This is a genomic window from Rhizobium sp. SJZ105 (assembly GCF_007828365.1).
In the GTDB taxonomy this organism is placed as follows: domain Bacteria; phylum Pseudomonadota; class Alphaproteobacteria; order Rhizobiales; family Rhizobiaceae; genus Agrobacterium; species Agrobacterium tumefaciens.
Map to the genome: position 1 here is coordinate 403,742 of NZ_VIUP01000002.1, position 22,753 is coordinate 426,494.

Sequence of the window (22,753 nt, forward strand, 5' to 3'; positions counted from 1 at the left end):
TCAGGATCAGGGCTGCAGCTCGGTATCCCAGTAAAGATAGTCCATCCAGCTTTCGTGCAGGTAGTTGGGCGGGAACAGCCGCCCGTTATTGTGCAAGTCCTGAACCGTCGGCTGGAAAGGCTTCTGCGCCGGGAACATGCCCGCCTGCTTGGGAAGCTTGCTGCCTTTTCTAAGATTGCAGGGAGAGCAGGCCGCCACGACATTGTGCCACGTGGTTTCGCCGCCATGGGCGCGGGGAATCACGTGATCGAAGGTCAGGTCGTCCCGCGTGCCACAATACTGGCATTCGAACTTGTCCCGAAGGAACACGTTGAAGCGTGTGAAGGCGGGGTTGCGGGTGGGCTGGACATAGGTCTTGAGGCTGACGACGCTCGGCAACCGCATGGAAAAGCTGGGTGACGACACCGCGTGATCATATTCTGCAATGATGTTCACACGGTCTAGAAAGACGGCCTTGATCGCGTCCTGCCAGGACCATAACGACAAGGGATAATAACTCAGTGGCCTGTAGTCTGCGTTCAGAACGAGCGCCGGCAGGGCCTGTGGTGAAACTGCAATCGTCAAGGGCTTCTCCTGATCGATTCGGCATCTGCACTTGTATATTAGGTCCGTTGTTACAGGATTGTGAAGCCCATAAATGCAGCGGAGAAGAGCTTAATTTTTCAGCTCTAAAAACGTCTTTTTTGCGTTCCGGACAATCGGGCGGCGAGATAGTCGTCTGGCCACTATCTGGTGATGCGCCCCAGCGGTACCGAAGCGATTCGCCTGCCGACGAACGCTATATTCGTTCTCACCCTCAATGCGAGATCAGTGATATAGTCAACGCGACAAACGATTGGGAAAGCAGAATGCGTATCTGTCGTTCTGTCGAGGGAAGGAAACGGCCATGATCTTGCGCAGGCACCAAACGGCAGCGTTATGGAAGGGCCTGGCGGCTGGCGCCTTTGGCGTGCTTATGGTCCTGCCCGCTTCCGCTTCTGCCCAGCAATATCAGAATTTCGAAGTCACGCCGGATGGCCGTGGCGGTGCGCAGGGAACGATCGGCGGGCGCAATTTCGAGGTCTACCGCAATTACGACCGGCCGCCGGCAAGTCGGAGCAACTCAACCGATACGCGGCGTGAGTACCGAAACGCTGTGCCACAGCAGACATGTATCATAGATGCCGAGGGCCGCACCCGCTGCAAGTAAGCGCCATCGCACCGGTTTCCCGCTACTCTATCTCGCTTTAATAAAATTGGATTTCGCTAAAAAGCAATCTATCGACTTAAACGGCCCGCAACGAAGGGTCGCTATGTTGCCATGCACAAGAGACAACAACCGGGCAGAGGCAGAGACATGGCGAAGAGACAAATCCGTCTGGCAAAGACTTTGGCAGTTGCCGTCAGCGTGGCGGCAAGCATCGCGACAATGGCATCGGCCGCCCCGCTTGCGGGCCTGGCGCAGAACCCGACCGCATCGCGCCCCGGCCTGTTCATGACGACAAGCCGCCCGACAATTGCCCCAATCGCCTTCGCAAAATTTTGCGACGACGCCGCCGACCAATGTGTCCGGATTGGTGATCGCGACACGGTCGAACTGACCAAGCAGAAGCGCACGGAACTCCAGCGCATCAACGCCGAGATCAACACATCGATAGTCTATACAAGCGAAGCGGACGGACAGGACGAATGGAATCTGAACCCCGCAAGCGGTGACTGTGACGACTACGCGGTGACCAAGCGGCAACGCCTTCTGCGCGCCGGCTGGCCCTCGGGCGCCCTGCGCATTGCCACCGCCCGCACCCCCACCGGCATAGGCCACGCCGTTCTGGTCGTCAGCACCAGCCAGGGCGATCTGGTGCTGGACAACCGCACCAACGTCGTCAAACCTTGGAAAGCGGTTGACCTGAAATGGATCAAGATCCAGTCACACGAAAACCCGCGTGTCTGGCTGAAACTCTAGGTCTATCGCGCACAGGATAGTCATCTTCGAACAGGAAGGGGGCGCTCCGTTCCTCTTCAATTGCCGCGGCGCGCCTTGCGAAAATCGACACCGGCTTTCGCAATTCCCTGCCCCGGATAGCTTTGTCCGACAGGGCTTTGGCGGATGCCGCAGCCGTTGCATGGACCCGGGTTTTACGGGCTCTGTGGCATTGGCTTTCAACACTCTTGACCTCGTGCAAGAGAGACAGTATCGGCATCTATGCCTAAAGTGCTAAACTGGATTCGCGGTCGTAAACAGCCAGCCCCCCGCGACGACCGGAGGCGGCGCAGAATAGACCTCGGCGACAAATCTCCGTCTTTTCCGATCTATGCCATTGGCGACGTCCATGGCAGCCTCGATCTGCTTTTGCAGGCGGAACAGAAAATCCTTGCCGATCTCGCAAGCAATCCATCCCCCGCTCTGGTTATTCTTCTGGGCGACTATGTCGATCGTGGCCGGGATTCGTGCGGTGTTCTCCAGCATCTGCTGCAACCACCGCCGGCGCCCCTGCGCCGCATCTCGCTTTGCGGCAATCACGAACAGCTCTTCAGCGATTTCCTCGAAAATCCGCAAGACAACATGCACTGGCTGGATTTCGGCGGCCGCCAGACGCTTTTGTCCTACGGGGTCGATATCAGCTACTTCATGAACAACGGCCGTCTGCGGCTCCAGCCGTTCAGGGATGCGCTGATTGGCGCGATCCCGCAGGCCCATCGGCAACTTCTAGTCAGCCTGCCTATCTGCGTCCGCATGGGACCCTATTTTTTCGTTCATGCCGGCCTTAAACCCGGGGTGCCGCTTGAGGCGCAGACCGATGAGGACATGTTGTGGATCAGGGAACCCTTCCTGTCGGAAGGGGCGGGACTGGACCTTCTCATCATCCACGGCCATACGCCGGCGCCGGAACCACAGACAGGTCCGCAACGGATCGGCATCGACACCGGAGCGTTTACGACGGGCAGGCTTACCATTCTAAAGCTGACGGATGCGGGGCCACGACTTATTGCCTGATGGCTTGCCATCGTTGGATCAGGTTGCACCAGCCAGACGCATCACAATCGCGATTTATTTGCCCTTCAGAATATTGCCGAGCACCGTCATTTGCCGGCGGTTCCATTCGACAGCGTCAAGGAACGCATTGTTTCCCAATTCCTGCCGCTGCTCCCGACTGGAAGAGAGCCGCACAATGGCATTGGCAAAGGCCTGATGATCTCCGTCTTCAACGACAATCACGCCACCACGATATCCTTCTGAAAGCCCCCTCACACCCGTCTGGGTGCTGATCGTTGGGACACCCGCAGCCAGAGCATCAAGCAGTTTTATATTGATGCCCGTGCCAAGCGTGATTGGATTGATGGAAAGTGGCGCGCGTGTGAACGCATCCTTCAAGTTCTCCACCCGGCCAAGCTTGAGAACCCCCTCCATGTCCTCGACCTTGCCACATATGCTACCTGCCAGCACCAGGCGAATGTCCGGACGGGCCGCCCTCACCAAAGGCAGGACATTGTGAAGGAAACTATTGAGAGAAATGACGTTCGCGTCGTTGCCTGAACCGAGAAACAGAAAATCAGCGGAAGTGAAGTCTTCCACTCTCTGGCCGAGATCCAGAATATGGCTCACCGTTTCAACCGCCGGCGGCTCTCCTGCCAGCCGCTGCTTGAACGAACGTTCCTCTTCTTCCTGTATGGCGACAACGACATCGGCGCGGCGGAATGCCTTGCATTCCACGTCCGGCGGAACCGAGAACCAGTACCCAAATCTGTTGGCCGTGTTCACGAACGCCTTGTGACGATCGGCGAAGGAATCGTGCGTGTCGAGAATGCGAAGCACATCATCCGGCAGCCCAAGAAAAGCTCTCGAATGAAAGGCATATTCGACGATAACGGCGTTGATCCCGAGTCGACGCTGAAGATCCAGGACCTGCCTGCCTATTTCCGGATAATAGAACTCGTCGAGGTAATTGTAGAAACCGCTGTCGCGGCCAAGGAGCCGTTGAATTTTCCGACGGGTTCGAAATGCGGTCAACCCAATCTCGAACCTGAAGTCGTCGATGAGCCGTGCTGCAAACCCGCATGTTTCCCTGGACACGACGTGCATATGCCCGGCCCCAAACTCGACCTCATGGGCCGCGGGATCGAAATCAGCTATCATCGGAGTATCGACATAGACGAAATGCACTTCATGTCCGAGGCTACGCACGGCGCGTGTCAGCTGGAGAATCCTGTTCCGCGCACCCTCGTTTGCGGGAACGGCAGGGAATACGGAAACAAAAGCGACTTTCATGAAAATGACTCAAGGCTGCTTGGCGAAGGTCTCGAACACCTGAAAATTCCTTTTGGAAAGGTCCAGAATTTCAGGCAGTTTCTTCCCGACTTTTTCGCGAATCTCATCGGCCTGATCCACAAAATTGATCAAGGCATTCTTGATGCCATCATCCGTATGGAACTTGGCGGGCGAAAGCAGCTCAGCCGCGGAGAGACCGAAATGCTGGTACAGCCCTTCGAACTTGCCTTGATACGCAATGCATATCACAGGAACGCCCTTGCCCAGCGCAGCGATCGCAAGATGCATGCGTCCGCTGACGAGGCCATCAAGTTTACCGGCAACGCCTTTTAAAACCGGGGCTGGCCATCTGCCATCCAGATATCGAACCCTATCCGTCTGTGAAGATGGAGCAAGCTCGGTAATGGCCTTGAGGCAGGCCTGATCGCCCACGTCTTTCCGGTAGTCATGCGGAATGACCAGCCAGCAGACCGGTCTTGCATCGGCAACGAACTCCAGTGCTTCGGCCCCGCGCCTGATGATCGCCGCGATCTGCGCGTTATCCGCATTCTTGAACAGCATGGGATGCAGGTTGAAGCCCATGACCCTGTATCCCTCGGCGCGCTTTCGCGCGATCCACGAGATCGTATCTTCATCGGGTTCCGATGGGACAAGGCTAAATGCAGAATCGGAAACCAGTGCCGCCTTGGCCGTGGCAAAGGCGTTCAGACGCTCGAGGGAAACAACGTCACGCACATTGAGCGACACCCCCGGATGAAGGGAGCTGTAGAACTTCGCCAAAGCGGGGTGCGGCGTTTCATTAAAACTGAAACCGAGGATAACGTTTTTGATCCCGGCAGCGGCAGCCAGATCAGCGCTTGCCAGAAGTTTTGCGCTGACCAGCGGATGATAATAGCCATCCATCACGTCGGCACCCACAACGACGATGCAATCGTACTTCCGCACCGAAAATTGCTGGGCAAGGGCCTGGATGAAGTCAGGCTTTCCAAAGATATCGACGGTAACAAAGCCTCTCTGCAAAGCAGAGTCGCCAAAATTCGTTCCGTCGACGAGGATGTCTATCTCGACATCGGGATTGCTCGCACGCGCATTCTGCACGGTCGCCGTGATCATCGCGTCATCGCCGGCGGAACCGAACAGGGTGATGGGATCACCAGCCACGATCAAAAGCCGGTTCAGCCGATCTCCGACATTGATAGGCTTGATACTGTGCTTCAGCTCTTGCAGATCATTGAAGAGTTGCTGGACCGCATTATCCAGATTGCGCCGCTCGTTATATTGCACCAGCTTCCGACGCAGTGGTGCAGGGAGTATTTTTTTCACGAGCTTGCGCATTTTCTTTCCTTTCGAGAACCGATTTTGCTCATGATGAGGGCGATGGCGGACCGGGCCTCGCTTCTCGCGGTCAGAGCCAAAAGCAACAGATATGCGACGCCAAACATACCACCGAGCAGGATGCCGGATACGAGGTCGCCCGCACCCAGCATTTTAACTTCAGGTCGCATCCACTGAACGAGCAGGAAGCAGAGACCGCTGGAACCGAAGCTTGGCAAAAGCAGGAGGAGAATTCTCCACAGCTTGATGCCGAGTTCCCGGGCGACAAAATAAAATGTGAAAGGCGTCGAAGTGAGCTGCCCGAAGACAAACACGATGACGATTTCCCGGATGTTTTCCGTCGGGACAAGCAATATCAACAGGATGGTAGAGATTGCCTTGACCGTCCCGGCAATCAGCACCTTGTCCGGCCTGCCGCGTGCGGACAGAAACGGGCCGTTTTGAAACTGGACGCATTGCAATGCACCAAGTAGCAGCAGCGGCCGCGCAACCGCGTCGGCACCCTGCCATTGCGCGCCGAACAGGACGTTGCAGATCTCTGGCGCCAACGCAGCCGAGAGCACGAAGATCGGTGTCGAAAAGATCGACGATATGGTGATGGATTGCTTGTACAGTTCCGCCATGCGCTCCCGCTCGTGCGATATGCGGGACAGCACCGTCAACGAAACATCATATAGCGCCGCCTGAAGCAGCTGCATGAGAAGCTGATAGAGCCTGCTGCCGACGGTGTAGAGCCCAAAGAGGGCAACCCCGTAACGCCCCAGGATCATGACGTCGATCAGCCGCGTGGCTCCGAAATCCACGATGCGCAAACCGAGAGCCGACGAGCCGAAGCGAAGCAATTCGAAAAAAGTGTCGGGCTTGAGCGTGGTGCCCGGAAGCCAGTGCGGTTTGCGCCAGAGCCAGATCAGCGTCACAATGGTTGCAACATAAGTCTGAACGACGAGGCTCCAGACGCCCAGGCCCATGATGGCGAAAGCAATCGCAACGCCACCGCCGATAATATTCGAAATGAAGGTTCTTATTGCCAGCGGCTTGAACGCGAGCGCACGCCGATAATTGACTTCCTGAAAAAGCGAGGCGGTATTCAGCGGCAGCAATATACAGATTGCCACGATGATCGGTGCCAGCCCTTCCACCTCGAACCAGCTTTCCAGTCTGGGCGACAGCAGACAAACAACGATGACAAACACCGTTGCCAGCGCAACGGACACATAAAATGGCAGATTGACGTCGCTTGGCTCCAGATTTCGTTTCTGCACGATCGCATCTGCGAAACCGAACTCCGACAGCATCTGGATGAGCATCAGAACCAGGCCCGCCGTGGCGACCATGCCGTAGTCGGTGGGGCTGAGGAACCGGGCAAGAACGATGAAAAGAATGGAGGTAAAAAGCTTTCCACCCCAGTTCTGGACGATGGACCAGAAAACGCCTGTTATCGCGGCGCTGCCTATCGAACTTTGCTCCGCCATCAACCTGCCGCCTGCAAAGCCGGTCGTGACAGCCCGACCACCGCAGCGGCCAGAAAACGATCGAAGTCCAGCTTGGGGAAACGGACTTTGCCGATATTGCTTTCTACCATGTGCTCTTTCCTTGGAAGAAACGCTTGCAACGGACCCGGTCCGTTGCCGGTCTAAGATGCGCGTAAGGTTCGGCTTTCCCTGCTTTTCGCCAGCACGTCCTCGTAGAGCTTCACATAGTTCTCACCCACCCGGCGCGAGGTGGATTCCTCGACGATATTTCCGAAATCGGCCTCCGTCGGCAATTGCTCGCGCGAAAGCGTCAACACCCGGCGAATGCGTGCGGCAAGGTCCGTGGCGTTGCCCGGTTCGAACAGCCAGTCGTGGTTAGTCTCGCCGATCAGTTCTGGAATGCCGCCCGAGGCCGCGCCGATGACCGGCACCCCCATCGCGTAAGCCTCGTAGATGGTGCGCGGCGAAGGTTCAGCCCAGAAGGAGGGAACGATGAGCACATCGATCTCTTCGAAGAATTCCTTCGGCTTTGCCCAGCCGACGAACTCGATCGGCAGGTCGCCGGCCTGGGCCTTGAAGCGTTCGATGGAATCGTCCATCGCATGGCCGGCAACAAGACAGCGCCAGTTACCGTGGCCGATTTCCCTGAAGGCATCGACCATGTTGCCGACACCCTTTTCCGTGTTGATGCGGCCGATATAGCCGAAGGTCATCGGCTTGCCGGTTCGGTCGATCTGCCTGCGTGCGACCGGGTCGCCCTCCGGAACCGTGCAGGAATAAAAGATCACACGGCGCATGCTTTCCGGCAGGTGATGGAAAAGCCCGTGATCGACATGGGTTTTAAGGATTTCCGTGCCAACGCTTGCCACCGCGCCGATGTAGCGCTGCGTGAATTTCTTGGTGAAATTCACCACCTGACAGCCGAGATGGATGTGTTCGCAGGGCTTGCCGCCCTTGAACATGGCGGCGTTACCGCACAGAAGATCATATTCGCAGATCGTGTGGACGATCGGAATGTTGCGTTTATGCGCCGCCCGCCACACCAGCGTCGTCACATCCAGCAGCGAGTGCGTATTGAGAACATCCGGCTTGAAATCGTCAAGAACGGCTTCGAACTGCTTCTCGACGTTGAAATTCCATTGCTGCTTGATCTTCTGCATACGCCTTTGCTGCGGCGTATATTGTGGCCAGTCCTCCAGCCAGAAATCGTTATTGTGGAACATGCGGTAGACGCTGACGCCATTGCGCACCGTTTTGGGTTCGGCCTGCCGCTCTATGCAGGCGGCACCGACCTCATGCCCCATGGAGACGAGTTCCTCGGCAAGATGTTCGACCGAGCGTTCGCACCCGCCAACGATATGCGGCGGATAAAGGCTGCTGAGATGGAGAATTCGCATACGGATACGCTCTATTTCCTTATCGAAAATTTATGACTTCCGCTTGGCCTCGCCCATGTTCCTAGATACTCCGGGACCAATGAGACATGTGCAAAAAACACAAAAGGCAGAGCAGATTTAACGCTTGAAAATATGAATAACCAAAAATCCACTTTCAAAAAGCACGGGAACTGACGGCATTTCAAGTGCTTTTTTTCGCGGCGCGACAAAAGTCATGCCGTGTTGCGAAAAGAACCTGTCCCGTGTTAGCTTCATTCTCATATGAAAAAACGTACGGGCGGAAGCGGTGAATTCTGTTTTGTCCGCATATAATATCATTAATTTATATATTTATTTCATTTCAGAAACATGGATTTGATGGCGAATGAAGATGCCAAAAACTTCCAGGACAATCTGACATCTTGAGAGGCGCCGCCGATATGATCGCGGCTGCTTTTTATAATCTCGCCGGACCAGGAGACGCAGATGAACGGAAAACAGCCGGTCACCATGGGCCACCTGACACGGCGCGGCCTGCTTTCAGCTGCACCTTTCGCACTGGTTGCCGCCACGGGTGTGCGCCCCGCCTTCGCGCAGACTCAATCCGTTTTTTCGGCCGGAACGGAAGCCTTTTTGGACAGTGTGGGCGTGTGTGGCCATTTCGCCCGCACGAACGGCATTTATCCGGAAAGCTTCGAGCGCATCCTGCCTGAACTGGAAGCCCTTGGTGTGGGCCACCTGCGTGACGAGGGACTGATTACCGCAAGGGACAGCCGCAACAGCCCGGCTTTCCAGCGCCTGCGCAGGATTGTGGCGGCCAACGTTCGCCTCACGATCATCTGTTACGACAATCTCAACCCCTACGTCTCAACGCCACTGAACAGGATTGCCGATTTCTACGACTGGTGCGACGGCGGCATCGAAGTTTTCGAAGGCAGCAATGAACCGACGCTGACGAAAGACCCGGCCAATGCGCCGCGCATTTCGGCAGAGCATCAGGCTGCACTTTTTGCAACGATCCGCTCAACTCCGGCCGTGAGCAACATACCGCTTGTCGCGCCAAGCTATATCCAGGCGAATACGGCGCTGGCGCTAAACCTGCAGAACGTGTGCGACTTCGGCAATATTCACCCCTACGCCGGAATGGAACATCCCGAAACGACTGGGCCGGGGGCGCTCTCCAAATCTGTCGCGGCCTCGGCGCATATAGCAGCCGGCCGGCCGGTGCTCGCCACTGAGATCGGGTACCACACCTCACTGCAACCGAAGACCTTCCATTTTCCCGTCACCGAAGGCATCAAGGCGCGCTACATGCCGCGCACGCTCCTGTGGTCCTTCATCAGCGGCATCCGCCGGGCTTATATCTATGAAATGGTCTCCAGCTTTGCCGAAGACGAGACAAATCCGGAATCGTCCTTCGGCCTGCTGCGCCACGATCTGAGCCGGACCCCTGCGTACGGGGCCGTTCGTGCCCTTCTTGCGCTTTGCAAGGCAAGTCGACAAACAGAGCCAGCGGAACGCAGCCTCGCTTTCCTCAACGATGATTCCGAAAGGTTTTCCCTGCGCCTGACAAGACCAGACGGCGCGCTGCTCGCCCCGGTGTGGCTTGGCATACGCGGCTGGCAATGGCCGGCGCGGATCGAAAATCCGCCAGCCGAACGTGCAACGGCCTTTTCGGTAACCGGCCCGCATAGCCAAGTCATCGCGCACCGGTTCGGCGATGACGGTTCCGTAAGCCAGCGGGTGATCGCAAAGGAAGGTGGGCAATACCGGCTTTCCGTCAGCGACCAGCTTACGGTGCTGGAGGTTTTCTGAACGGCGTGCGGGCGAAAATTTCCGGCCGACAAATTTTATATATCGTGTCAGCCTATTGCATGATAGCCTTCTGAAATAGAGCACTTTTGCTCGCTGCTGCGAGCGCAAAATATTACTGTATAAATTTTTTCTTTTTATAGATGATGACGATGCAAAAAATTGAAAAAGCGCCTGTTTCCGGGGCGCAGCGTCTCGATATTCTTCAAATGATGCGCGCCCTGGCGGCAATCATGATTGTTGCGCTGCACGCGCAGGTGAACTGGGAGTTCTCGCTCGTCAACCTCCATCTCCTGAGGCTGGGTGCGGGCGTAGATCTGTTTTTCGTCATTTCCGGCTTTGTCATCGTTTATGCCTCCCGGCCGTATTTCGCAGCGGAGGGAGGGCGCTCGGCCTTTCTTGTGCGCCGGCTTCTCCGCATCCTTCCTCTTTACTGGTTCGTGTTGACCATGCGGCTCGCCATGGCCGCGGTCGCCGTTCTTCTCAGCGCCAAGGCCTTCCCGTCCTTGCAGGCCGTCCTAACCTCCTACCTCTTCATTCCCTATGACAGCATGGGTTATGGTGACGCTTATCCGTTTCCAATCATCGATCTGGGCTGGACGCTGAATTACGAGATGTTTTTTTATGTCGTATTCGCGGTTTTTATCTTCTTGCCGCTGGAACGCGCCGTGCTGACAACAGCGGCTGTGCTGCTCGCCGCAGTGCTCATCGGCTCCAACTTCAGTCTCGCCTTGCCGTTTAGTTTCTGGTTTCAGCCCATCATTCTGGAGTTCGTGGCGGGAATGTTGCTCGCCGTGCTTTTCCTGCGCGGCGTGCGCCTGCCGCCCTTGCTGGGGATTGCGGTGGCCCTTTGCGGCGTGGCGATCTGGACGCTTATCGATCTGAAAAGGTTCGAATTCCAATGCAATCCGGGCTGTTATTCCTATACCCGGCTGCTCGTTTTTGGCGGTGGCGCGATTTTCCTGATGGCCGCGGCAACCCTGACCAGGGGCATCTCCCTGCCCCGTTTTGCGCAGCCACTGGCGAAACTGGGCGATTCCTCCTACGCGCTTTACCTGCTGCACCCGTTCATCTTTCGGGCATTCCTAGTTGCTTCCGGCGGCATCACCTGGCCGCAGGAGTGGAAAAATGTCGTCTATCTCATCGTCGTCGCCAGCACCATCGCCATCGCCCACGCATTTCACGTCCTTGTCGAAACGCCCGCAAATATCTGGCTTCGTGACCGGCTGATAACACCCCGGCGAAAAGTCGCCGTGTCCTGACGCCCAGAGAAAAGTCCTCGTTTCTGCTGTTAAGTATACCCCGAAGTTCCGTTCACAAGTTTATTTTAGCACTTGATCGTTAGCTAGGGCTGTGCGATTTAAAAAGAAAATTTTAGATGTTGGATAACCATATTCAGCATTTCAGCTTACTTAAAATCTTATTTTTTAAAAATTTGGAGAGTTGTGATGTCCCGCCTTCGTATTGGCTCGACGCTCACTGGTGCGGTATTGATCACCAGCCTCGGTCTTTTTTCCGCAGTCGCCAACGCCCAGAACGTGGAACCAGCGCCGCCAGCTGCCGGGCAGCAGACGCCGCCGGTACAGACTGCGACAACTGGCACACCCGTGAAGGCCGCCGACGAAACCAACGCCGCATTTCTGGCTCGCGTTAACAGCTCCAATCCGGACACGGTTTCCCTTGCTGCCGCGGAACTGTTCAAGCAGTCTCCGACGCAGGCAACGGTCAAGGATCTGGCCGGCATCGCTTCCAGCACCGATGCGGCAAACGCCGACATCACTGGAAAGGTGACGAACGGCTTTCCGATCATTGCCGTTTCCACCAGCGCGGCGCAGTTCTCCGAACAGCTTTCTGGCCTGATCCTGAGCGACTCCAGCCAGTTGCCCACCATCGTCGCACTGGCCCAGAAGGTCGGCAACAAGGACTTCTCCGAAGTTGTCGGCGAAGGTCTGGCGCTCGCCTATTCTACGGCGATGCAGAGGGGCAACACGATACTTGCCGCCGCAATCCAGTTGCAGACCAAGGGTGTCGGCGTGCCCTCCGATCTTCTGATCGCCTTTAGCGAAAATGTTCAGGGAACGGCGGCCGGTCCGGCAGCGCCTGCGGCAGCTGCAGCTGCTGCCTCACCGATTGGTGGCGCCGGCTCTTCACCTGCAAGCGGCAACAGCATTGGCGGCTCGGGAGCGGCGGGCTCACCAGCCGGTACGGCACAGGCCGGCGGCGGAGCCGCACCGGTTGGCGGTGGCGGCAGCGGTGGCAGCACCGGCAGCGGCGGAACCACCACAACCAACAACTTCTTTGCCGCGCCCCTTTCAACCGGCAGCACCAGCACGCCAGTCAGCACAAGTCCCGTTTGAACCCGGTTTTGCCGCCCTTCCTGCGGGAATGGCGGCCGCCTGTCCTACCATGCAACCGAGACTTGGCGGGTGCCACGCCCCCCAAAAAGAGCGAGGCTGACAGTTGTTGCAAAGGCACGATCCCCTGACTATGGCCGATATCGACAAAAGCGGATTTACAGCTGACTTTATCGATATAGACGCCGTTCTTGCCACGGTCCGCCGACAGTGGCGCGTCGTCCTCGCGGCAGTCGCCATTGCCGGGACAATCGGTCTCGCTTATGCCGCGACGGCCGTTCCGATCTATTCAGCTTCGGCTACCCTTTTGATCGACCGCAACAACAGCCAGGTCGTCGAGCAGCTTTCGACAATCGGCGGCGTCGTGGAGGACGAGGCTTCCATTCTCAGCCAGGTCGAGGTCCTGCAATCGGAAACCATCGGGATTGCCGTCGTCGACAGTTTGAACCTGACGGAAAATCAGGAATTCAGGGCAAACCGCGCCTCGCTTCTGAGTTCGATATTCGGCACCGTCCGTTCGCTCGTTAACGTGTCGCAGTGGTTCTCGCCGGCAAAAGAGACCGTCATCGACGACGGCACGCTGAAGCGGGCGCTGTCGGACCGGCTGCTGGACGGTCTCAGCGTCAAGCGTATCGGCCGTACCTACGCGCTGGAACTGACCTACAACTCGACATCACCGGTTCTAGCCGCCCAGATCGTCAACGCGGTGGCGTCGGCCTATCTGGTGGACAAGCTGAACTCCAAATACGAGGCGACGAAGCGGGCCAGCGACTGGCTGTCCGACCGTATTGCCGAGTTGCGTCAGCGGGCACTCGACACCGACCTTGCCGTACAGAAATTTCGCGCCGAACACGGTTTGATCGAGACCGGCAATAACGGCCTGCTTTCCGATCAGCAACTGGCCGAATCCAACAGCGCGCTTATTCTGGCGCAGTCGGAAACAGCCAGGTCGCGAGCGCGGGTACAACGCATCGAACATATCCTTGCCACGGACGATGTCGACGCCGTCGTCACCGACATTCTCGAGAGCTCGGTCGCAAACGATCTGCGCAAGAAATATCTCGAATCCTCGAAGATCGAAACGGAAATCACCCGCAGGCTTGGCAGCAACCATGTTCAGGCGGTGCGTCTGCGCAACGAAATGCAGGAATACCGCCGGCTGATGTTCCAGGAAATCAGCCGTATTGCGCAAAGTTACAAGAGCGATCTGGAGGTTTCGGAAGCAAGAGAGAAATCACTTGCGGAGAGCGTTGCCAAGGCTACCAGCGTCAGCAACTCGGCCAGCCAGACCCAGGTTCAGCTTCGCGAATTGCAGCGTGAGGCGGAAACTTACAAGAACATGTATCAGACCTTCTTGCAGCGTTATCAGGAAGCGATGCAGCAGCAATCCTTCCCCGTAACGGAAGCACGCGTGATTTCGAGGGCAGTTCCGCCCAACATTCCAAGCAAACCGAACAAACCGCTACTTTTGGCGCTGTTCATGATCATGGGCGCCGCGGCCGGCGGCGGCATCGCCATGTTTCGCGAGTTCCGCGACCGTTTCTTCCGCACCGGAGAACAGGTTCGCGACGTTCTCGGGCTGGAATTTCTGGGCAACACCCCGCTCGTCCAGAGCAAGCCGGGCACGGATGTGTTGCCAAAGGGACAGGAGGGGCCGCCTACCGCCACACGCCCGTCCAGCGTTGCCCGCTACACTGTCGATCACCCGCTATCATCCTTCGCCGAAACGCTGCGCAGCACACGGCTTGCGATAGATCTCGGCATTCCCCCGAAAACCGGCGCGCGGGTGGTGGGCGTCGTATCGGCGTTGCCGAGCGAGGGCAAATCGACGATCTCCATCAATCTGGCTCAGCTTCTGGCCGGACAAGGAGCAAGGGTTCTTCTGCTGGATGCGGATATTCGCAACCCGGGCGCCACGCGCGCTTTGGGGCGCCATGCTGCAGAAGGCCTGCTCGAAGTGCTGTTAGAAGGCCGCAATATGCGGGATGTGCTGCTGCACGACGAAAAGACGCGGCTCGCTTTCTTGCCAACGGTCGTCAAGCAGCGCGTACCGCACTCCTCCGAGCTGCTGACATCGGCGCAAATGTACAAACTGCTGGCCGAAGCGAGCGGTCTCTTCGACTACATCATCGTCGACTTGCCGCCTCTCGGGCCGGTGGTGGATGCCCGCGCGATGGCCGGCCGGATCGACGGTTTCGTCTTCGTCACAGAATGGGGCAAAACCGCCCGCAGGGCGGTACGCAATACGATTGAAAACGAAGTCCAGATCCGCAAGAAGTGTCTCGGTGTCATCCTCAACAAGGTGGACACGGAAAAGCTGAAGCTTTACCGGGCTTACGGTTCAAGCGAATATTATCACGCGCGCTACACGCGATATTACCATGATTAGGCGGGACGGAATGGCGGGCCTGCGTAAATTCTTCGCGGTCGTGCCGGTTCTCATCCTTTCCGTGTTTGTTTTATCCGTCGCCGCACAGGCGTTTTCCGAAACCCGGCGGTTTTCCGATGTCGTCGCCTTGGCAAGAATTGCCGACGACAAAAGCGGCCTGGCGCACGATCTTCTGGCGAAGACGGTCGATGGGCTGCACCCCGTCGTTGCGGAGAAAATCTGCCGTTCGGATATAGTCAAGGCCGGGTTACGGCTCGTTCTCGCAGATCTCGATGCAAATGGCCAAGATGCGACGTCGGAGGCCGGTGCGGCGCGTCTCGGCTTTGCCGAAAGCTATATTCGTCACGCGCTCTCCTGTTTGCCTGCAAATGGCGATGTGTGGCTGCGCCTTGCTATGGTTCGTTCGCTGCGTAACGCCTCGCCAATGGAAATCGCCGTTCTGATGAATTTTTCCCAACTTTACGGGCCTGCAGACGCCAACCTGATACGCGGGCGCTTCGTGATGTGGCAGCAATTTCCAAAAGACACACTGCCTCAGGCCGATGCGGCCCGCAATGCGGACACGGCAATCGTCTGCGGGAAGGAGGGGGAAATCCTGCGATGGACCCTGCGGAAGATCTGTCCGCAGCAGCCGCAGGCCGGCATGAAACGTACCGTGCCGCTTCCGTGACATAGCGGCCCGCCTCGTCCTTCTACCTTAGACATCGTCGCAGCAACAGTTATTGCAAAGCCGAAAGCCAATGTCGTCCATCGAAGCCCAATCAGAACCGCTATCCTCATCGCCACCGCGACCGGTTGCGTTTCCAGACTATTTTCGGACGGCCGCCATAGTCATCTTCTGGGCTATCTTCCTGCTTGCGCTTCTCAATCGCGGCGCAACCGAAATCGAGAGCCGTATCGTCGTCACCGTTGCAATTTATTTGTTGCTCGTGCCCGCCATCCTGTTGTTCGGGCCGCCCCGGGCTGGTTCAAGCTTGGCACTTGTGGCGACCTGCCTTTTGCTGGGGGCACTCATCATCCAGATGTGGCTGCAATCATCTGTGCCGGGTATTGCTCCACCCAATCCCGCCTGGTCGACCGCCGCCATGTTTATGCAGTTCGCGCCCGACGCCACGGTTTCGCTCACCCCGGCGGATGATCGGCTCGGCCTGTTAAGCGCCGCCCTGCCCTTCGGCGCCTTCATGGCCGGCCTCGTCATTTTCGATACCGACGAGCGCGCGGCAAAAGCGCTGCGATGGTTCGCAATTGCCGGCGGATGGCTGGCACTGTTGTCAATCGTGCAATTTCTGCTTTTTCCAGAAACACTCGGCTTCATTCAGAAGCGCTTCTATCTCGGCAGCCTGACCGGCCTTTTCGTCAACCGTAATACCGCCGCCACCTTCTTCGGTCTCATTCTCCTGACCCTCGTCGTGATGCTGCACAAACGGCTGACGGCTCCAGACTGGGGAATGGTCAGGGCGCTGGTGGCAAATCGCCTGACCGTTCCAGTCGGCCAGAAACGCCTCATCCGCAAGGCCGCCTTCATCGGCGTGCTCACTGCCTTTTGCTTCATCGCCTTGATGCTGACCGGATCGCGCGCCGGCATCGCATCAAGCTTTGCGGCACTGAGTTTCCTCATTCTTCTGACCGTCTTCAACTCACCCATCAAAACAGGCCGCAACGCGGCTGCCCTGCGGCGCAAGCGGCGCGGCACGAAGCGCCGCGCGGCGATCGTGCTCGCCATTACGCTTGGCCTGTTCCTGCTCTTCGCCAATCGCGTGGCGCTTCGCATGGAAACGCGATTGGAAGACGACATGCGCTTCTGCTACATGCCGGGCATCGCGCGTGCCATTTCTGACAGCTGGCCTTGGGGAACCGGCCTTGCAAGCTTTACGGAAACCTATGCGCCCTATCACGCGGCGCAATGCGGGGTGGACGCCATCGTCACCCATGCCCACAATGTCTATGCCGAGGGACTGCTGACGCTCGGCCTCGCATTTCCATTTTATGCGGCTTTTTTCGTGCTCGTCCAACTCGCCATTTTTATTCGCGGGGCGCGCAAACGCAAAAACTACCGTTACGCCTCCCATCTCGGCCTTGCCGGGCTGCTGCTCGTCGCATTGCATTCGACACTCGATTTTTCGATGCAGATCCCCGGCTTCGCAATGGCTTACGCGGTATTCCTTGCGCCCGTCGTCACGCTTTGCCTGAACCCACCAGGGGTTGGACGGGACCGGTCGCGGCGGCGCGAACTATCTCCAACCGATCCCGCAATGCCGGCCTAGATCAGTCCGGATGGGCAGCAGCCTTCATTTCGCTGATGCGCAATAGTTGTAACGATTACAAACCACACAAAGACGCGAGAATTTGGGCATGCGGATATTGCAAATAACGTCGCTGTTTTCTCCGGACCGGGTCGGCGGCGCGGAGATATTCGTGGAAGACCTAGCGCGCGGGCTGGCGGAGAATGGACACACGGTAGCGGTGGCGGCGATTTCACGCAAACAACAGGCCGTGGAGCTGCGGGATGATTTCGCCGTTTACCGCCTCGGACATACCACGCCGTTTTTTATCGGGGACTGGGAACAGCAACCCGGATGGAAGCGAAAATACTACAAGATCGCCGTGCAGCTGGATCCGGGTCTCGTGCGCCGGCTTGCCCGCGTCATCGATGATTTCCGGCCTGACGTCGTCAACACCCATTCGCTGTCGGAGCTGACACCGCTGGTCTGGCCGATGATCCGCAAGCGCGGCATTCCGCTCGTCCATTCCCTGCACGATTTCACCAGCATGTGCACCAACGGCTCCCTGTTTCACGACGGGCACATCTGCGACGGCACCAGCAAAAAATGCCGCGCCTTCTCTTACCTGCACCGGCGTTGCCAATGCGCCATCGACGCTGTCGCCGGTGTCGGCCACGATATTGTCGAGCGCCATGTGCAGGCCGGCTTTTTCACCCATGTACCGGAAAGCCGCCGCACGGTCATCTGGAATGCCATCGCGCCGCCAGCTTCACAGACACAGCGCATTCCACGCGCGCCTGGGGACCCGCTTGTTTTCGGCTATCTGGGCCGCATCGAGGCGCCCAAGGGTGCAGATCTCCTGATCGAGTCGCTGCCGCTCCTGCCGCCGAAGGGCTGGCGACTGGTCATGGCGGGTCGCGCGCCGGGCGGCATCGAAGCCTACGAGCAAAAAACCGCCAACCTTCCGGTCGAATTTCCTGGCTACGTGGACGCCGATAGTTTCTTCGCCGGTATAGATTGTCTGATCGTTCCACCACTCTGGCCAGAGGCTTTCGGGCGCACGGTCGCTGAAGCTATTCTACGCGGTGTGCCGGTTCTCGGCGCCAATCTCGCCGGTGTCGCCGAACAGATCGGTCGGGACCGGCCGGAACGCCTTTTCACGCCGGGCAGCGCCGCCGAGCTTGCCGCCCGCATCACTAACGCGATGCGCAACCCCGCCATTCTCGCGGAAACACCGGAAACCAAAGCGCGCATTTCGCAGGGCGTCTCGCCCGAACGGGTAATCGGGGCATACGAAGCTCTGTATTCGGAGCTGCGCAGCGGCATCAGGGCATGAGCCGCAAGATTTCACCCCGGGGACATGACTTCTAGATGTCAGGTCTGTTCATGGAAAACCTGCGCATAGCTTTCCGCCGCCTTCTGCCATGAATACAGCTTGCGGTTTTCATAACCCGCCTGGCGAAGATCGCTTGCCAGATCCGGCTCCCGAAAAAGCCGCTCAAGTGCCGCGACAAGGCTGTCAGAGTCCGCGGGATCGAAGGTGAGTGCGCCCTTTCCGGCGATCTCCGGCGTTGCGGAACGGTTGGAGCAGACGACCGGACACCCCAGTTGCTGCGCCTCCAGCACCGGCAGGCAGAACCCTTCATATGTGGAAGGCACGCAAAGGCAGGTAGCGTGACGGTAGAGGTCTGCCAGTTGATGGTCGTCTATGCCGGAAAGCCGGATCAGTCGCGCCTTCAGCTCCGGATCATCGAGCACGCTGCCGATTTCCTCGGCATCGTCGCGGCCAACATGCACGACGTGCAAATCCGGCCTAACCTTGCCAATCACGGCAAAAGCCTTGCCCAGAAGCGAAAAGTTTTTATTCGACGTCGCGTTTCCGACCGCCAGTATGTAGGGCGCGGCAACTGGCGGCGGGCCTTTTAAACTCGCTAGATCGACATTCAGGGTGCTGTCAGAATAGATAGTCAGACTTTTCCCGGCAGCCGATGGATAAAACAGCGCCAGATCCTTCCGCGTCGCTTCCGATACGCAGGTGATCCGGTTCGAACCAGCCATCATCAGTCGAAAGATCAAATCCGTCGTCAACGTTGCCCGCCAGCCGATCTGTTCGGGGATGGTCTTGAAATAAAGATCGTGAACCAGTGTGACGCGCCGTTTGCCGCCGCGGGGACTTCCGAAGGGATCGGCGTTGAACAGCACATCGATGCCGAGCTTGCGGCAAAGTGCCGGTAACGTCATAGCCTGACGCAGCACATCAAACACCATGATACGCGGCCGCGGCGTCTCAATCAGCTGAAGGCGGCTTTCGCGCAGGTTTTCGGGCAGCTGTGCCCGCGTCCAGGGAGAGCGCAGGATGTAGTCGTCCCGCGTCTGATCCAGCAGCCGCTCCAGCAGGCTGAAGGTCACGCGGGCGACGCCGGAAGGTTTGCCGCCATACTGGCTCGGCATGTTTACGAGAATACGCATCCTGACCCTTCCGCTTGCCTGCACTTTCTGCCCGAATTGATCGCCAAGAGGCCCCTCACACTGCTTCCGACAGCAAAGTGGAAACGGACCGGCAGGTCTCCTCCAGCGAAAAACGCCGGCTCACATCCTCGCGGCCCTGCTGCGCCAGCCTTTCCGCCAGAGCCGGCTGCGACAGGATGCAGCCTAGTGCTGCCGCAAGCGCCGATGCGTCGCCCGGCGGCACCAGAAGACCCGTTTCGCCGTCCCTAATGATTTCGGTAACCCCACCACCGCGTGTAGCGACAACCGGCCGCCCGCACATCATGGCCTCCACCACCACCCGCCCGAACGGTTCGGCGACAACAGAGGTGTGGGCAACGGCATCCATCGATGCCATCAGCTCTGGTACATCCGACCGGAAACCGAGGAAGCGGACACGACCATCCAGACCGAGACGGGATGCCTGCTCGCGGATTCGCGTCTCATAGGCGTCCTGCCCGAATAGCGCTCCGCCAACGATGACGGCCTGAACGCCATCCATCGCCGCGATCGCGTCCAGAAAGACGTGCTGCCCCTTCCATTCGCTCAGCCGGCCGAACAATCCGACAAGCGGTTCAGGACCAAGGCCCAATTCCGTACGCAACCGCGCAGCTCTGCCGGGATCGTGGGCCACAGCTTTTGCGGGGTCGAAGCCGTTATAAACGATGCGGACCTTTTCTGCCTGCCCGCCGGCTTCAACGAAAGCCCGGCCGGTTTCCTGCGAATTGACGGCCACCAGCCTTGCAAAAAGACGCGCGAATGCCAGCGAGGCATGGCGATTGGCGGAGCTGAATGCGGGATCGGTGACTATATCGTGCAAAACCCAGACAAGTGGGCGGCGGCTGAGTTTCGCGGCAAGCGCGCAGACGAACAGCGCCTTCTGCGAATTGGCGCAGATCACGTCGTAATGTCTCGCCTGCTGGCTCAATTGCCAAGCAACGGCGACAACATCGGCCGCGCCACGCAGCATTGCGCCAAACGATGAATCACGGCGGATCGACAGCATTTTTTCGCCAGCGGATAACATGACCGGAGGCCTCCCGGCCGCTGCCAGATCATCAGCAGCACCACCGCCACTGAGAAAACACGCTCGCCAGGAATGCGGTCCGGCCTTGACGAGGTCCGTCAGAAAAAGCTCGGCGCCACCCTTCTCTCCTGTGTGACTGACAAATAGAGCGGATGTCATGACATCACCTGTGAAGTACCAGAGCACCCAAGTTGCCATTGCCCTAAATTGCGGGCATGAATGGACAGCCCGTGAAAATGACGAGTGCACTTGCCAACGGCAGGGATATTTTCACCGGCAATTTCAGTATAAGAACAACAATGCTTGATTGTGGTTAGAAAAAATAACATTCAAACCTTTATGCGGATAAAAATCCGATATACGTAAATTAAAAGAAAAATATTCTATCTATATATTTTAAAAGAAGTCGAAGAAAAATTCGTGACGTATAATTTTACTGCTTTTCGCCGTCCCGTTTCCTGCGTTTTGTCCCCCGGCCTTTCGGCGGAGTTATCCTAGGGCCAGGCCAGGAGAACGAATGATGACACCGCTCAAACGCAACATATGCATATATATGACCGGAACGGAAGAGGTGCCGGCATGATCGGCGTATCGCTCGGTATCACCCCCCGAAACATCCCCACCATGGTCCCTTCCCTGAACGCGCTCTCACCCTTGCGCGCGCGTTTGACTGCGGGTCAGAATGCCACGATCTTCGTGAATGGTGACAGCACCGCCTATGCCGATGCCGGACCATTCCAGCAGTTCGCCATGATGCTCGGCGATCTGCATGACACAAGGGTTGCGCTGCACCGCTGGGCAGAATGGCAGACAAACGCCCCCACCGGGCCAAAGGCCTATGCGGATTCGGTTACGCTGCGCGCAGGCATGGGACCAACGCTCACGGTCTATCTTGCGGCACTGCCCGGCGGCATGGCCGGTTACATGCTCGCGGACCAGCGCGCGGCGGCGTTGAAGATTCCGCGTCCCGACCTGTGCATCACGCATCATGGGCATAATATGCAGAGTTTCGAGACACCGGGTGGTATCCTAAGCTCCGGACGAGCCGCCCTGCTCGGACCGCTTGGCATGATGGAGTGGCAATGGCCGGGTGCCCCCCAACTCATCACCACCCAGAACCCCTGGCGCGATAGCACCGGTTACGACAAGGTCTATAATGCGATCCTTGACCTTGCCCGAGCGCACCCGGGCCTCACGCTGGTGGATACACACGCGTCATTTGTAGCGAGAGGCAAGGACCATGCGCTTTACCGCGACAACGTCCATCCGAACGATGCCGGATCTCAGCTCATCGCCCGAACCTTGTTCAGTTGTTATCTGGCATCGGCGCCCGATAACGTCTTTCAGACACCTTGTTGGCCGAAACTTCCCGCCGCCAATCTTATCGTCAACGGCGATTTCACCGATTGGACCGGGTCCGCTCCAGCGGGTTGGAATCTCACCGCGCCGGCCTCTGCCGGCAAAACCGCCGCAGTGACCTTTTCTCCGGCCTTCGCTTACAGCCTGGATCTGCGTGCAAACGGCAGCCAGTCAGCCGCGCTGTTTCGTTATTTCCGCAATGCAGAGGCAGCCGCGATGATTGGCAGAACCGTCTCCTTCGCGGTGCTTTACAAAAATAGCGAGGGGCAGCGTGCGCCCTATGTCACACTGATTACGAAAAGCGGCGGCGCGGTCCGGACGATAAGCTGCTCCGCCCTGCAATTCGGTGGTGCGAATGCCCTCGACAATAGCGGCTGGATGTGGGCCATAGCCAACGAGATCACCATCGACCCGGATATCAGCCCCAGCGGATACGGTTTCTATGTGAGGATCATGCCGGCATTCGGCATGAGCGCACCGGTTTCCAACGAACCGCTCTACATCCAGCGGGTGATCGCCGTTGAGGGCGCTCTACCAAAAGGCAATCTGAGCGACTGAAAACCTTAGAAAATTGTCTTGCGCGGCAACGTCATCAAGACCACTATTCATCGTCATCACCCTGTCGCCTCATGGTGATGACGTCCTCTCCCACAGGGCCGCACCAAGGTCCGCCA

The 22,753-nt window shown here is 57.9% G+C and carries 18 protein-coding genes; 11 read left to right on the forward strand and 7 right to left on the reverse strand.

Features of this window, described 5'->3' with window-relative positions:
- Nucleotides 1–6 precede the first annotated feature (6 nt).
- The gene (locus FB593_RS11020) at nt 7–564 is read right to left on the reverse strand and encodes an HNH endonuclease (RefSeq protein WP_003511248.1); all 558 of its coding nucleotides are present in this window, start codon (nt 562–564) and stop codon (nt 7–9) included.
- 322 nt (nt 565–886) lie between these two features.
- Between FB593_RS11020 and FB593_RS11025 the strand changes: the two genes are divergently transcribed.
- The 3 genes from FB593_RS11025 to FB593_RS11035 all read left to right on the forward strand — a co-directional run bounded on the left by FB593_RS11025 (nt 887) and on the right by FB593_RS11035 (nt 2,974).
- Entirely contained in the window at nt 887–1,189 is a 303-nt protein-coding gene (locus FB593_RS11025; RefSeq protein ID WP_065662509.1) for a hypothetical protein, read from the forward strand.
- 147 nt (nt 1,190–1,336) lie between these two features.
- A complete protein-coding gene (locus FB593_RS11030) occupies nt 1,337–1,942 on the forward strand; it encodes a transglutaminase-like cysteine peptidase (RefSeq protein ID WP_111800331.1) in 606 nt (201 codons plus the stop codon).
- A 240-nt stretch (nt 1,943–2,182) separates the two neighbouring features.
- The gene (locus FB593_RS11035; RefSeq protein ID WP_003511251.1) at nt 2,183–2,974 is read left to right on the forward strand and encodes a metallophosphoesterase family protein; all 792 of its coding nucleotides are present in this window, start codon (nt 2,183–2,185) and stop codon (nt 2,972–2,974) included.
- A gap of 54 nt (nt 2,975–3,028) precedes the next feature.
- Here FB593_RS11035 and FB593_RS11040 read toward each other — a convergent pair whose 3' ends face one another.
- The 4 genes from FB593_RS11040 to FB593_RS11055 form a co-directional block, all read right to left on the reverse strand.
- Nucleotides 3,029–4,246: a glycosyltransferase family 4 protein gene (locus FB593_RS11040; RefSeq protein ID WP_065662507.1), complete on the reverse strand. Its 1,218-nt coding sequence runs from the start codon at nt 4,244–4,246 to the stop codon at nt 3,029–3,031.
- Nucleotides 4,247–4,255: 9 nt separating this feature from the next.
- Nucleotides 4,256–5,581, reverse strand: a complete 1,326-nt coding sequence (locus FB593_RS11045) for a polysaccharide pyruvyl transferase family protein (RefSeq protein WP_065662506.1) — start codon at nt 5,579–5,581, stop codon at nt 4,256–4,258.
- On the reverse strand, nt 5,566–7,053 hold the full coding sequence (locus FB593_RS11050; RefSeq protein ID WP_065662505.1) for a lipopolysaccharide biosynthesis protein: 1,488 nt from the start codon (nt 7,051–7,053) through the stop codon (nt 5,566–5,568). Before FB593_RS11050 ends, FB593_RS11045 begins: the two co-directional genes overlap by 16 nt.
- 161 nt (nt 7,054–7,214) lie before the next feature.
- On the reverse strand, nt 7,215–8,450 hold the full coding sequence (locus FB593_RS11055; RefSeq protein ID WP_019564824.1) for a glycosyltransferase family 4 protein: 1,236 nt from the start codon (nt 8,448–8,450) through the stop codon (nt 7,215–7,217).
- A 465-nt stretch (nt 8,451–8,915) separates the two neighbouring features.
- Here FB593_RS11055 and FB593_RS11060 point away from each other — a divergent pair, with 465 nt between their 5' ends.
- The 7 genes from FB593_RS11060 to FB593_RS11090 all read left to right on the forward strand — a co-directional run bounded on the left by FB593_RS11060 (nt 8,916) and on the right by FB593_RS11090 (nt 18,542).
- Complete coding sequence (locus FB593_RS11060) at nt 8,916–10,244, forward strand: hypothetical protein (protein ID WP_145166563.1); 1,329 nt, start codon at nt 8,916–8,918, stop codon at nt 10,242–10,244.
- 140 nt (nt 10,245–10,384) lie between these two features.
- Nucleotides 10,385–11,503, forward strand: a complete 1,119-nt coding sequence (locus tag FB593_RS11065; protein ID WP_035199581.1) for an acyltransferase family protein — start codon at nt 10,385–10,387, stop codon at nt 11,501–11,503.
- A gap of 186 nt (nt 11,504–11,689) precedes the next feature.
- Complete coding sequence (locus FB593_RS11070) at nt 11,690–12,598, forward strand: hypothetical protein (protein ID WP_003511262.1); 909 nt, start codon at nt 11,690–11,692, stop codon at nt 12,596–12,598.
- Nucleotides 12,599–12,728: 130 nt separating this feature from the next.
- A complete protein-coding gene (locus FB593_RS11075) occupies nt 12,729–14,984 on the forward strand; it encodes a polysaccharide biosynthesis tyrosine autokinase (protein WP_111842177.1) in 2,256 nt (751 codons plus the stop codon).
- 10 nt (nt 14,985–14,994) lie between these two features.
- The gene (locus FB593_RS11080) at nt 14,995–15,654 is read left to right on the forward strand and encodes a hypothetical protein (RefSeq protein ID WP_076845501.1); all 660 of its coding nucleotides are present in this window, start codon (nt 14,995–14,997) and stop codon (nt 15,652–15,654) included.
- A gap of 70 nt (nt 15,655–15,724) precedes the next feature.
- Nucleotides 15,725–17,248: an O-antigen ligase family protein gene (locus FB593_RS11085; protein WP_111842178.1), complete on the forward strand. Its 1,524-nt coding sequence runs from the start codon at nt 15,725–15,727 to the stop codon at nt 17,246–17,248.
- Between the two features lie 88 nt (nt 17,249–17,336).
- Nucleotides 17,337–18,542: a glycosyltransferase family 4 protein gene (locus FB593_RS11090; RefSeq protein ID WP_111842179.1), complete on the forward strand. Its 1,206-nt coding sequence runs from the start codon at nt 17,337–17,339 to the stop codon at nt 18,540–18,542.
- Nucleotides 18,543–18,580: 38 nt separating this feature from the next.
- On the opposite strand, the gene FB593_RS11095 is transcribed toward FB593_RS11090, so the two are convergent.
- Nucleotides 18,581–19,675 carry a glycosyltransferase family 4 protein gene (locus tag FB593_RS11095; protein WP_111842180.1) on the reverse strand — a complete coding sequence of 365 codons (1,095 nt, stop codon included), beginning with the start codon at nt 19,673–19,675 and terminating at the stop codon, nt 18,581–18,583.
- Nucleotides 19,676–19,730: 55 nt separating this feature from the next.
- Complete coding sequence (locus tag FB593_RS11100; protein WP_145166564.1) at nt 19,731–20,879, reverse strand: glycosyltransferase family 4 protein; 1,149 nt, start codon at nt 20,877–20,879, stop codon at nt 19,731–19,733.
- Nucleotides 20,880–21,299: 420 nt separating this feature from the next.
- On the opposite strand from FB593_RS11100, the gene FB593_RS11105 reads away from it, so the two are divergent.
- Entirely contained in the window at nt 21,300–22,637 is a 1,338-nt protein-coding gene (locus FB593_RS11105; RefSeq protein ID WP_035200586.1) for an SGNH/GDSL hydrolase family protein, read from the forward strand.
- Nucleotides 22,638–22,753 lie beyond the last annotated feature (116 nt).

Coding starts and splice junctions, on each gene's coding strand:
- FB593_RS11025 (WP_065662509.1), top strand. CDS start 887: ATGATCTTGCGCAGGCACCAAACGGCAGCGTTATGGAAGGGCCTGGCG.
- FB593_RS11030 (WP_111800331.1), top strand. CDS start 1,337: ATGGCGAAGAGACAAATCCGTCTGGCAAAGACTTTGGCAGTTGCCGTC.
- FB593_RS11035 (WP_003511251.1), top strand. CDS start 2,183: ATGCCTAAAGTGCTAAACTGGATTCGCGGTCGTAAACAGCCAGCCCCC.
- FB593_RS11040 (WP_065662507.1), bottom strand. CDS start 4,246: ATGAAAGTCGCTTTTGTTTCCGTATTCCCTGCCGTTCCCGCAAACGAG.
- FB593_RS11045 (WP_065662506.1), bottom strand. CDS start 5,581: ATGCGCAAGCTCGTGAAAAAAATACTCCCTGCACCACTGCGTCGGAAG.
- FB593_RS11050 (WP_065662505.1), bottom strand. CDS start 7,053: ATGGCGGAGCAAAGTTCGATAGGCAGCGCCGCGATAACAGGCGTTTTC.
- FB593_RS11055 (WP_019564824.1), bottom strand. CDS start 8,450: ATGCGAATTCTCCATCTCAGCAGCCTTTATCCGCCGCATATCGTTGGC.
- FB593_RS11060 (WP_145166563.1), top strand. CDS start 8,916: ATGAACGGAAAACAGCCGGTCACCATGGGCCACCTGACACGGCGCGGC.
- FB593_RS11065 (WP_035199581.1), top strand. CDS start 10,385: ATGATGACGATGCAAAAAATTGAAAAAGCGCCTGTTTCCGGGGCGCAG.
- FB593_RS11070 (WP_003511262.1), top strand. CDS start 11,690: ATGTCCCGCCTTCGTATTGGCTCGACGCTCACTGGTGCGGTATTGATC.
- FB593_RS11075 (WP_111842177.1), top strand. CDS start 12,729: ATGGCCGATATCGACAAAAGCGGATTTACAGCTGACTTTATCGATATA.
- FB593_RS11080 (WP_076845501.1), top strand. CDS start 14,995: ATGGCGGGCCTGCGTAAATTCTTCGCGGTCGTGCCGGTTCTCATCCTT.
- FB593_RS11085 (WP_111842178.1), top strand. CDS start 15,725: ATGTCGTCCATCGAAGCCCAATCAGAACCGCTATCCTCATCGCCACCG.
- FB593_RS11090 (WP_111842179.1), top strand. CDS start 17,337: ATGCGGATATTGCAAATAACGTCGCTGTTTTCTCCGGACCGGGTCGGC.
- FB593_RS11095 (WP_111842180.1), bottom strand. CDS start 19,675: ATGCGTATTCTCGTAAACATGCCGAGCCAGTATGGCGGCAAACCTTCC.
- FB593_RS11100 (WP_145166564.1), bottom strand. CDS start 20,879: ATGACATCCGCTCTATTTGTCAGTCACACAGGAGAGAAGGGTGGCGCC.
- FB593_RS11105 (WP_035200586.1), top strand. CDS start 21,300: ATGATCGGCGTATCGCTCGGTATCACCCCCCGAAACATCCCCACCATG.